The organism is Psychroflexus montanilacus, assembly GCF_020164535.1.
Classification (GTDB): Bacteria; Bacteroidota; Bacteroidia; order Flavobacteriales; family Flavobacteriaceae; genus Psychroflexus; species Psychroflexus montanilacus.
Window position 1 is genome coordinate 1,429,648 of record NZ_JAIQZC010000001.1, and the last position, 10,835, is coordinate 1,440,482.

Sequence of the window (10,835 nt, forward strand, 5' to 3'; positions counted from 1 at the left end):
CAATTCAAAGCTTAACTCTTACTTTTATTAAAAACAAAACTTATGAGTGAAGTAAAAGCATATGGTGCCAAAGCAAGCGACGCCGATTTAGAACAAATGGACATCAAAAGAAGAGAACTTCTCCCTACAGATGTTCATATAGAGATAGACTACTGTGGAGTTTGCCATAGCGATATCCACCAGGTAAGAAACGACTGGAAAAACTCAAAATACCCAGTGGTTCCAGGTCACGAAATCATTGGCCACGTGGTAGAAGTAGGAAGTGAAGTTACCAACTTTAAAGTAGGACAAAAAGTAGGTGTAGGATGTATGGTAGATTCCTGTCAGGAATGCGACTCCTGCAAAGAAGGACTTGAGCAATTTTGTGAAAACGGAATGACCGCAACCTACAACGGAAAAGATGAGCACCTTGGCGGACATACCTTTGGAGGCTATTCTGAAGAAATTGTAGTCGATGAAAAATTTGTTTTGAGAGTTCCAGAAAACCTGGACATCGAAGCTGTTCCGCCATTATTATGTGCAGGCATTACCACCTGGTCTCCCCTAAGACAATGGAATGTACAAAAAGGAGATAAAGTAGGTGTGGTAGGTCTTGGCGGTCTGGGCCATATGGGAATCAAATTTGCTCATGCCCTCGGTGCACATGTGGTGATGATTACCACTTCACCTTGGAAAAGCGAAGATGCAGAACGCCTCGGTGCCGATGAAATTTTAATTTCAAAAGATGCTGAGCAGATGAAAAAACATGCCAATTCCTTTGATTTTATTTTGAACACTGTTCCTGTAGGTCATGATGTGAATCCATACCTCAACTTGCTTAAAAGAGACAAAACCATGTGTTTGGTAGGTGCTATCGAGCCTCTTAAAGGAGTGAATGGCGGAGCTTTAATCGTGAAAAGAAAACGATTGGCTGGATCCTTAATCGGTGGTATTGAAGAAACACAGGAAATGCTGGACTTCTGTGGAGAGCACAATATCGTTTCTGATGTGGAGATGATCAACATTCAGAATATCAACACTGCTTACGAAAGAGTTGTGAGTTCTGACGTCAAATACAGATTTGTGATTGACATGCAGTCGTTGAAGAATTAAAATTCTTAGAATAGAATTTTTTAATTCAAGTCGTTCAAAGCTGTCTCAAAACTTTCAAGTTTGTCATTTCGAGCCCGCCTGGCGTCAAAGGAAGGCGAAGTCGAGAAATCGAAATTCAAGATGTTTCGACTGCGCTCAATATGACATTTGTCTTTAAATCAGGTTTTGAGACAGCTTTTTTTTTATTGGTCCTTATATTCCCATTCTTTCAGAGTATCCATAGACACGTACTCCAGCATTTTCTCGTGACAAGATTCCAGTTTTAAATGCAAAGGATAGCCTGCCTCTTTGCTTTTCAACCACACGCCCATGCAGACACACCACCAGTCACCAGGCTTTAAGCCAGGAAAACTCCACATTGGTTTTGGTGTGATCAAATCATTGCCTCGTGCTTTATTCCATTCTAGAAAGCCTTCGGTCACTTTCGCCGCCACAATATGTAAGCCATTATCCTGCTCCGCATAATTACAAAATCCATCTCTAAAGACTCCCGTCATCGGATCGTAAGAACAAGCTTTTAATTCGGTACCCAATACATTCTTCATTCTTCTTTTTTCTTTTGATTTTGCTCTAAGATAAGCATTCATGAAAAAAGTTAGGTGGCTTTTAAGCTAAGAACTCGCCTGATTTGGATGTTGATATTTTGATAAGCTAAAGCTTTAGTGCTAAATGATTAAATCCAACTAAAGGAGTCTTTGGTTTTAAATAATGGCGCGATACAATCGCGCACTAACGAGGTCATGATTTCTCGCGATTGCATCGCGAGAATTACGCTAAATAAATCAAGGCTTTAATTTTAAATAATGAAGCGTACTATAATGACTTAACTAAAAGAACTTACGCTATTGTGCGATTGTATTGCGTGAGAAGAAATTAAGTCTAAAGCCTAATGCTTTCTTACGCGCGATAGAATTGCGCTAGAGCAAGCCAAGAAGAACATGTATACCAAAGGCTTTTGCGCGATTGCATCGCGCAAATCTTAGCTCCCAATCTCACATTCCAAAATTTCGAAATACCATTATATCATCTAACAAACCCTTTTCACCCGCGTAATCTTTGGCACTACTATATTTATAATTTTCAGGTCGAAGAACTAACCCAGCCTTAACAGGGTTTTGATGTACATAGTTTATTTTCTGGGAAATAACTTTATTGCTCCACAGCTCAATAGGCTGGTTATCATGCCTCCAAAATTGATAGTCATTGACGTTTGAGGCTTTTTCTGCAGCTTTCTTAAACTGTCCTAATAAAAATTCTCTCCTGTTTTCCTTTGGATGACTCGCTATGCATTTTACTATGGCTTTGCTGGTAAATCTCTTAAAGTCGCCAAGTAGATTTGCGGGATGCAGCCCTCCTGCACTTCTGAAAATCAAATGCACATGATTGGTCATAAGGCACCAAGCCGCTATTTCCATTCCTTTTTGTTTTTGGCAAAAGGATAAACTATCCAACACAATATCAATGTATTCTTTTTTTGTAAAAACATAAAGCCATTCCACGACAGCAAAACTTACAAAGTATAAGCCTTCAGGATTGTGGAACTTATAATTTCTACTCATTTCGAAATCTAATCTTTAGGATTCTCTCGCAATTGTATCGCGTGAGAAGAAATTAAACCTAAAAGTCTATTGAGCGATACAATCGCGCTAGAACTAAGTAGGGCTTCTTCTCATCTTATGCTTTATCCTCAGGTTACTCACGCGATTGTATCGCGTGAGAGCAATATCAGAGCAATATCAATACCCCAGCTTCACCCTTACTCTATTCAACACCTCATCAGCAACATCTTTAGCTTTTCCTGCTCCAATACCCAGCAATCTATCGATTTCTGGTTTGTTGTTCATAAAATAGTCAAACTTCTCACGTTCTTCTTTATAAGTGTCACGTATCAGTTCAAATAAAGCTTGTTTAGCATGACCGTAACCAAAGCCACCAGCAAGGTATTTAGATTTCAAATCAGCTATTTCAGCCTCAGAGCCAATGAGTTTATAGATTTGAAACACATTGCAAGTCTCCGGGTCTTTTGGCTCTTCCAGCGGCGTACTATCTGTTTCAATCTGCATGATTTGCTTGCGTAACTTTTTGTCGGTTTGAAACAGATTGATGGTATTGCCTTTAGATTTACTCATCTTAGCACCATCTGTTCCAGGTACATATTTAGATGATTCAGAAAGTTTGGCTTCTGGCAATACAAAGGTTTCGCCATACTGCGCATGGAAACGCTCGGCGACATCACGGGTCATTTCGATATGCTGTAACTGGTCTTTTCCTACAGGAATAAATTCAGCATCATACAGCAAAATATCAGCCGCCATCAACATCGGGTAGGTGAACAACCCAGCATTGACATCACTCAATCGATCTGATTTATCTTTAAAGGAATGCGCCAACGTCAAACGCTGATAAGGAAACATGCAATTGAGGTACCAGGTCAATTCTGTGACCTGCGGCACGTCGCTTTGCCTGTAAAAGGTTGTTTTTTCCACATCCAGACCAAAGGCCAACCACGTGGCAGCAGTTGCATAGGTGTTTTCTTTCAGAACTTCTGCATCCTTGATTTGGGTGAGCGAATGTAAATTCGCTATAAATAGAAAGGATTCGTTCTGAGGAGAGTTAGCCATTTCAATAGCTGGAATAATAGCTCCTAATAAATTTCCTAAATGTGGGGTTCCAGTGCTTTGTACACCCGTTAAAATCCTAGACATAGATTGAGATAAATTACAAAAAGCCTCAAAGATAAATGTTTTGTTTATCTCAACCCATTCAATTTATTAAATTTGCCGCCTATGAAATGGATTAAGAAGCTTTTGATAGTTGTTTGGCGAATTTGGTTTTACCTCCTCGTCATCACGCCTCTTGTGGTTTTACTTCCGTTTCTTCTTATCACCACCTCCAAAGAAAAATGGTATCCTGGTACTTTTTTCATCGGTAAAATCTGGGCTGTATTGGTGCTTTACGGTATGGGGTTTTTCCCGAAAGCTACCTACAGAGCCAAGCTAGATAAACGAAAAAGCTATATGCTGACCGCCAATCATACCAGCATGATCGACATCATGATGATGATTTATATCTCCAAAACCCCATTTGTGTTTATCGGCAAACGTGAACTTGCCAAGCTGCCAGTTTTTGGTTTGATTTATAGACGCTCTTGCATTCTTGTAGATCGAGGAAATGCCAAAAGCAGAAAAGACGCTTTTCTACAAGCGCAACGGCGACTCAAAAACGGGGTAAGCATCTGCATTTTCCCAGAAGGCGGTGTGCCAGATAATATTTCTAAAAAGTTAGATGAATTTAAAGATGGAGCTTTTCGACTTTCTATAGAGCATCAAATCCCTATCGTTCCCATTTCATTTCCAGACAGCAAAAAACGCTTTCGCTATGGCTTTGATTCTGGAAGTCCAGGAGTGCTTCGCGCTGTGGTTCATCCATTGATCCACACCAAAGGTCTTGAACTTAACCTTCCCAACCGTAAACTCCTCAAACAGAAAACAGCCGAAGCCATTGCTTCTGAACTGTATTGGTAGAACCCTTTTTCAGGGGGTAGTTTTTGAGTTCTTGAGTAAAAATAGGATTTAGATAGTAGGGATTAGGGTTTAGGAAAATTTGAAATAGTTGTTGTTGAGTTCTTGAGTTTTTTAGTTGATGAGCAAAATAACAGCGATTAGGTTGTAGGAAAGTTTGAAATGGTGACTTCATATTCAGTACTCTGTATTCAGTATTCGATGTTCAGTATTCAATATTCGTTATTCGATGTTACGTATTTATGGTGTAGGAAAATTTGACACTATTGCTTTGATTAATTATATTGACTAAAATTTAAATTCGTAATACATGGCGGGACATAGCAAGTGGGCAAATATCAAACATAGAAAAGGCGCCCAGGACAAAAAACGTGCAAAGCAATTTACAAGAGCAATCAAAGAAATCACGGTTACCGTGAAGGACGGCAATGGTGCAGACCCAGAGACGAACCCTAGCTTAAGGAATGCCATTTCCAATGCGAAAGGCGTGAACATGCCCAAAGATACCATAGAACGCGCCATCAAGAAAGCCTCGGGGGCCGATGCCGATTCCTACGAACTTGTCACTTTTGAAGGTTATGGACCTCACGGCATTGCGATTTTTGTAGAATGCACCACAGACAATACCAACCGAACAGTGGCCTCCATTCGCTCAATTTTCAGTAAAAGTGGAGGCAGCCTGGGCACTAACGGCTCTTTGGAATTTTTATTTGACAGGAAAGGCGTGTTTGTTTTGGACACCACTTCTATCGAACAATCTACTGAGGAATTGGAGCTTGAACTGATCGATGGTGGTGCTTTGGAGTTTGAAAAGGACGACGAACTTTTGACGGTCTACACCGATTTTGTAGACTTCGGAAAAATGTCTTCAAAACTGGAAGACCTCAACATCGAACCCAAAAATGCTGAAGTCCAAAGAATTCCTTTAAATACTGTCGAACTTCCACTTGATCAGGCTCAACAAATTCTAAAGTTGATCGATAAATTTGAAGAAGATGACGATGTACAGAATGTTTATCATACTTTGGATGTAACAGATGAGTTAATTTTAGAATTAGAAAACGAATGATCATGAAAAATACGATTAAAACACTAACAATAGTCATTTTGACTTTTTTTGCCTCAAGTTCAGTTAAGGCACAGGGTGATGATAAGTTTGAGTTAAACAATAAATCATTAGATCTAACCTTTTATGCAGGAATAGAAGTTAATTACACTGATGCCTTGGATATTAACCCATTTTTAAGCGAATCTGGAGTTCCAACTGTAAGAAGATTCCCAGTAGGTTTTGCATTTGGATTTACATCAGATTTTAATAAAAACCGAATTGATCTTGACTTTAGTGTTTACAATCAAGAACGAGAAAGTGGCGCTGTAGGGCACAAACTCATGGGTGGAAACATTGGTTTACGTTATTTAAGGCAAGTTTATAATTTTGACGGCGGCGACTTTATTACTTTGGGCGCAAGTGCCTCTTATTTTATGAGTGAGCTAGAATTCTTTGACAAAAGTGAATCTATCGATTTAGGTGATCCTGGAAGTTTCGGAGATTTGGCTAAATTGGACAACAACCAATTATATCTAGGTCCTACTGCGGGATATTCGTTTTATTCTCAAAATAAAGAAAAAGAGCTTGTAAGACTTCAACTCACATACGAAATCAACGTAACTGAAAGTGATTGGAGTTCAGACTACGCGGAGGTTAAGAATAGCATCAATGAATCTGGAAACAGACTTCGTTTACAACTACTTTTTCCGTTTTAAGCCTTTTTGTTCTTTAAAAACAAAGCAATTACTGCTGAAAAGAATACGCCAGTTGCCAGGTTGTTAAAAATGGCCTGGCTGACTAAACTGTTTAAATTATAGATCTGTTCTAATCCTTCTCTAGGTACACCTTGCTCTGCTCTAACTTCAACTATGTTAGATAAAAATTCTGGTGAAATAAATTCAGTCATCAGGTAAACCGCTGCTGGAGAAAGGCCGGCGATAATAGCCGATAAGACCACGCCAGAAATAAAAGCCTTTTGCCAGGTGATTTCACCGCCATAATACTTTTCACGTTTTTGACGGATGGAGACTACGTAAACCAAAGCCTGTGGCACCATCAACCAAAACGAAAAAATAGCCTGACTGCTGACATTGGCATCGTGATAGCCTAAAAATTTTTCAAAATACACCCAGGCAATACTGATAGCGGTAAAGGCTGACGCCCATTTTAATTCAATTTCAAATTTTTTCATTTCTGATGATTGAATTTATTGGTTCAACAACACCCATTCGCCTTTATCAATTAAAGGAATTGCTTGCTTATACTTCATCGTTTTCTCTTCGCCAGAACCCACATGCTTGATCGTCACTTTATCGTTTCTACCAATTTTTGGCTGCTCCCTCACAACGGTTTCTACGACTTGTTGCTGCTGACTGGCCTGTGCTCCTGCCCTTCTGGATTGAGCGGCACGTTCATCGAGGTTTTGAATTTCCTCTTTGGTTGTTTCCAATTGTTCTTTGGGTCTGCGTTGCTTAGCTTCAGTGATTTGCTCTGGCTCACGCTGTGGCAACTCCCCTTTAAATAAGAAGGAAATCACATCTTTATTCACCTCTTCAATCATGACTTTGAATAACTCAAAAGCTTCAAATTTATAGATCAAAAGTGGATCCTTTTGCTCGTGAACCGCCAACTGAACGCTTTGCTTCAATTCATCCATCTTACGAAGGTGATTCTTCCAGGCTTCATCGATGATCGCTAACGAGATGTTCTTTTCGAAATCGGTAATCAACTCTTTACCTTCACTTTCGTAAGCTCTTTTCAAGTTGGTCACCACCTGAAGGGTTTTCTGGCCATCTGTAAATGGCACCGCAATACGCTCAAACTTCTCGCCTTGCTTTTCGTAGACCTGCTTGATGACCGGGAATGCTTCTTCAGCATTATTTATCATCTTGTTTTTATAGTTTTCGTAAGCTTCTTTATAAACTTTCCCCGCTGTTTTTTGAACTGGTTGTTTTTCAAATTCGGCTTTAGTCACCGGAGAATTCATAGAGAAGAAACGAATCAATTCAAACTCAAAATTCTCAAAATCGTTGGTGGCGTTATTGGAGGCGGTGATGACCTCAGCCGTATCAAAAATCATGTTGGCGATATCGATTCTCAATCGCTCCCCGTATAAGGCATTGTAACGACGCTTGTAAATCACTTCCCGTTGCGCATTCATCACATCGTCATATTCAAGCAAACGCTTTCTAATTCCGAAGTTATTTTCCTCCACTTTTTTCTGAGCACGCTCAATGGATTTGGAAATCATAGAATGCTGAATCACTTCACCTTCCTCAAGTCCCATTCTATCCATCAGTTTGGCAATTTTTTCACTACCAAACAAACGCATCAGGTTGTCTTCCAGAGACACGTAAAACTGAGAACTTCCCGGATCTCCCTGACGACCTGCACGACCTCTTAGCTGCCTGTCGACACGTCTGGAATCATGACGTTCTGTACCAATAATGGCCAATCCGCCAGCTTCTTTCACTTCTTTGGATAATTTAATATCCGTACCACGACCCGCCATGTTGGTAGCGATGGTCACAATACCGCCTTTTCCTGCTTCAGCAACAATGTCGGCTTCACGTTTGTGTAATTTGGCGTTCAATACATTGTGAGGCACCGAGCGTAACTTCAGCATTCTACTGAGTAATTCTGAAATCTCCACCGAGGTTGTACCGATCAAAATCGGTCTTCCCTGGGCTGAAAGCTGAGCCACCTCCTCGATAATGGCGTTGTATTTTTCCCTTTTGGTTTTATAAACCTTGTCTTGCTTATCGTCTCTGGCAATGGGTTTGTTGGTTGGAATTTCCATCACATCCAACTTGTAGATTTCCCAGAATTCTCCAGCTTCTGTCAATGCTGTACCCGTCATACCGGCAAGCTTGTTGTACATTCTAAAGTAATTCTGAAGCGTAACCGTTGCAAACGTCTGGGTGGCGTCTTCAATCTTCACGTTCTCCTTAGCTTCAATCGCCTGATGGAGCCCGTCGGAGTAGCGACGTCCATCCATGATCCGACCGGTTTGCTCATCGACAATTTTGACTTTATTGTCCATAACCACATACTCGGTGTCTTTTTCAAACAAGGTATAAGCTTTCAGAAGTTGTCTCAGCGTGTGAATACGCTCACTTTTCACGCTAAAATCTCTGTATAATTCTTCTTTTTTCTCTGCTTCTTCTTCTTTGGAAAGCCCTTCTTTTTCAATTTGAGCAATTTCCATCCCGATTTCTGGCATGACGAAAAAGTCTTTGTTATCGTCTCCAGAAAGAAAATCAATTCCTTTATCGGTTAAGTCAATCTGATTGCTTTTTTCTTCAATAGTGAAATACAATTCGGCATCCACCTTAGGCATTTCTCTATTGTTGTCCTGCATGTAGTAATTCTCGGTCTTTTGGAGCAGTTGCTTCACGCCTTCTTCACTCAAGAATTTAATCAGTGCTTTATTTTTTGGCAAACCACGGTAAACTCTCAGCAGTTGAAAACCACCTTCTTTGGTATCTCCTGCTTTGATGAGTTTTTTAGCTTCAGCTAAAACGCCGGTCAAATGCTTACGCTGGACTTCAACGATTTGAGCAATCTGAGGTTTTAGGTTTTCAAACTCGTGGACATCGCCTTTCGGCACAGGTCCGGAAATAATAAGTGGCGTTCTCGCATCATCGATCAACACCGAATCCACCTCATCCACTATCGCATAATGGTGCGGACGTTGTACTAGATCATCTGGCGAGTGACTCATATTGTCACGTAGATAATCAAAGCCAAATTCGTTGTTGGTTCCGTAGGTGATGTCTGCGTTATAAGCTTTACGTCTGGCTGCAGAGTTAGGTTTATAATAATCTACACAATCCACGCTTAGGCCATGAAATTCGAAGATAGGCGCCATCCAGGCACTATCCCTTTTGGCTAAGTAATCGTTGACTGTTACCAAATGCACACCTTTTCCACTTAAGGCATTGAGGTACATCGGCAAGGTAGCGACAAGGGTTTTACCCTCACCGGTTTGCATCTCGGCAATTTTACCCTGGTGCATGGCAATACCACCAATCAGCTGGACATCGTAATGAATCATATCCCAGGTGACTGGCTTTCCAGCGGCATCCCAGGAGTTCTTCCAGATGGCTTTTTCGCCTTCCAGACTAACGTAATCCTTATCTGCAGAAAGGCTTCTGTCAAATTCGGTAGCGGTCACTTCCAGAGTGGTATTGTGAAAAAAGCGTTTAGCGGTTTCTTTTACTGTAGCAAAGGCTTCAGGCAAAATATCGTTAAGAACCTCTTCAGTGGTTTGGTATACCTTTTCGTTAAGCTCATCAATTTCAGTATAAAAATTCTCTTTAACGTCAATATCCTGTTCGGCTTCCGCCTTTTCTTTTAACTCATCGATTTGAGATTGAAGATCGGCAGTGGCGTCTTTTATTTTAGCTTTGAAACGCGCTGTATTTTCACGAAGTTCATCTATGCTAAGGGCTTCAAACTGACTTTCGAAGCTTTTGATCTGGTCTACAATTGGAGTGATAACTTTAAGATCTTTCTTGGTCTTATCGCCCACAAATACTTTCAATACGGAATCTAAAACACCCATAAGTGGCTTTATTAATTAATGATTCAAAGGTAACGAAAAAAAAAAGTCTCTTTACGAGACTTCCAGTGTGATTTTAATATGAAGTGGACGCTAGTATTCGTCTTCGTTCCACAAATAATCGTCGTCTGTAGGATAATCTGGCCAGATTTCCTCTATAGAGTCGTAAGTATCGCCTTCATCTTCTATGGATTGTAAGTTTTCTACAACCTCAAGTGGCGCGCCAGTTCGTATCGCATAATCTATCAATTCATCTTTGGTTGCTGGCCATGGGGCATCACTCAGGTAAGAGGCAAGTTCTAAAGTCCAATACATTGTAAGGATATTTTAATTTTTGCAAATGTAATTTTTTTAGCATAACAGTCAACAATTTTCAGAATTATTTGAGTGTAAAGTTTTGCTAAACCTCTGATTTCAAATTTACTGGTTAAAGGTTGTTTACAGTTTAGCGTTTTTCGTTTACCGTATAATCGAGTAGTCGTGAGTCGTGAGTCGTGAGTCGTGAGTCGTGAGTCGTGAGTCGTGAGTCGTGAGTCGTGAGTCGTGAGTCGTGAGTCGTGAGTCGTGAGTCGTGAGTCGTGAGTCGTGAGTCGTGAGTCGTGAGTCGTGA

General features: G+C 40.4%; 10 protein-coding genes. 4 read left to right on the forward strand and 6 right to left on the reverse strand.

Features of this window, described 5'->3' with window-relative positions; translation table 11 throughout:
- Positions 1-42 precede the first annotated feature (42 nt).
- Positions 43-1,092, forward strand: coding sequence for an NAD(P)-dependent alcohol dehydrogenase (locus LB454_RS06705; RefSeq protein WP_322962838.1), 1,050 nt, complete (start codon positions 43-45; stop codon positions 1,090-1,092).
- 182 nt (positions 1,093-1,274) lie between these two features.
- Here the strand turns inward: LB454_RS06705 and LB454_RS06710 are convergent, their stop codons facing one another.
- From LB454_RS06710 to trpS, 3 genes are all read right to left on the reverse strand, one after another.
- Positions 1,275-1,679, reverse strand: coding sequence for a DUF2237 family protein (locus LB454_RS06710; RefSeq protein WP_224463838.1), 405 nt, complete (start codon positions 1,677-1,679; stop codon positions 1,275-1,277).
- A gap of 405 nt (positions 1,680-2,084) precedes the next feature.
- The gene (locus LB454_RS06715; protein ID WP_224463839.1) at positions 2,085-2,651 is read right to left on the reverse strand and encodes an REP-associated tyrosine transposase; all 567 of its coding nucleotides are present in this window, start codon (positions 2,649-2,651) and stop codon (positions 2,085-2,087) included.
- 177 nt (positions 2,652-2,828) lie between these two features.
- A complete protein-coding gene (trpS, locus tag LB454_RS06720) occupies positions 2,829-3,797 on the reverse strand; it encodes a tryptophan--tRNA ligase (RefSeq protein WP_224463840.1) in 969 nt (322 codons plus the stop codon).
- Positions 3,798-3,878: 81 nt separating this feature from the next.
- Here trpS and LB454_RS06725 point away from each other — a divergent pair, with 81 nt between their 5' ends.
- The 3 genes from LB454_RS06725 to LB454_RS06735 all read left to right on the forward strand — a co-directional run bounded on the left by LB454_RS06725 (position 3,879) and on the right by LB454_RS06735 (position 6,377).
- The gene (locus LB454_RS06725; RefSeq protein WP_224463841.1) at positions 3,879-4,616 is read left to right on the forward strand and encodes a lysophospholipid acyltransferase family protein; all 738 of its coding nucleotides are present in this window, start codon (positions 3,879-3,881) and stop codon (positions 4,614-4,616) included.
- A 307-nt stretch (positions 4,617-4,923) separates the two neighbouring features.
- Positions 4,924-5,682, forward strand: coding sequence for a YebC/PmpR family DNA-binding transcriptional regulator (locus tag LB454_RS06730; protein ID WP_224463842.1), 759 nt, complete (start codon positions 4,924-4,926; stop codon positions 5,680-5,682).
- 2 nt (positions 5,683-5,684) lie between these two features.
- Positions 5,685-6,377 carry a hypothetical protein gene (locus LB454_RS06735; protein WP_224463843.1) on the forward strand — a complete coding sequence of 231 codons (693 nt, stop codon included), beginning with the start codon at positions 5,685-5,687 and terminating at the stop codon, positions 6,375-6,377.
- On the opposite strand, the gene LB454_RS06740 is transcribed toward LB454_RS06735, so the two are convergent.
- From LB454_RS06740 to LB454_RS06750, 3 genes are all read right to left on the reverse strand, one after another.
- Positions 6,374-6,853, reverse strand: coding sequence for a DUF4199 domain-containing protein (locus LB454_RS06740; protein WP_224463844.1), 480 nt, complete (start codon positions 6,851-6,853; stop codon positions 6,374-6,376). The genes LB454_RS06735 and LB454_RS06740 overlap by 4 nt on opposite strands.
- 15 nt (positions 6,854-6,868) lie before the next feature.
- The gene (gene secA, locus LB454_RS06745; protein WP_224463845.1) at positions 6,869-10,228 is read right to left on the reverse strand and encodes a preprotein translocase subunit SecA; all 3,360 of its coding nucleotides are present in this window, start codon (positions 10,226-10,228) and stop codon (positions 6,869-6,871) included.
- Between the two features lie 90 nt (positions 10,229-10,318).
- Positions 10,319-10,540 (reverse strand): DUF2795 domain-containing protein, encoded by a 222-nt coding sequence (locus LB454_RS06750; RefSeq protein WP_003441576.1) that lies wholly within the window; start codon positions 10,538-10,540, stop codon positions 10,319-10,321.
- Positions 10,541-10,835 lie beyond the last annotated feature (295 nt).

Coding starts and splice junctions, on each gene's coding strand:
- LB454_RS06705 (WP_322962838.1), top strand. CDS start 43: ATGAGTGAAGTAAAAGCATATGGTGCCAAAGCAAGCGACGCCGATTTA.
- LB454_RS06710 (WP_224463838.1), bottom strand. CDS start 1,679: ATGAATGCTTATCTTAGAGCAAAATCAAAAGAAAAAAGAAGAATGAAG.
- LB454_RS06715 (WP_224463839.1), bottom strand. CDS start 2,651: ATGAGTAGAAATTATAAGTTCCACAATCCTGAAGGCTTATACTTTGTA.
- trpS (WP_224463840.1), bottom strand. CDS start 3,797: ATGTCTAGGATTTTAACGGGTGTACAAAGCACTGGAACCCCACATTTA.
- LB454_RS06725 (WP_224463841.1), top strand. CDS start 3,879: ATGAAATGGATTAAGAAGCTTTTGATAGTTGTTTGGCGAATTTGGTTT.
- LB454_RS06730 (WP_224463842.1), top strand. CDS start 4,924: ATGGCGGGACATAGCAAGTGGGCAAATATCAAACATAGAAAAGGCGCC.
- LB454_RS06735 (WP_224463843.1), top strand. CDS start 5,685: ATGAAAAATACGATTAAAACACTAACAATAGTCATTTTGACTTTTTTT.
- LB454_RS06740 (WP_224463844.1), bottom strand. CDS start 6,853: ATGAAAAAATTTGAAATTGAATTAAAATGGGCGTCAGCCTTTACCGCT.
- secA (WP_224463845.1), bottom strand. CDS start 10,228: ATGGGTGTTTTAGATTCCGTATTGAAAGTATTTGTGGGCGATAAGACC.
- LB454_RS06750 (WP_003441576.1), bottom strand. CDS start 10,540: ATGTATTGGACTTTAGAACTTGCCTCTTACCTGAGTGATGCCCCATGG.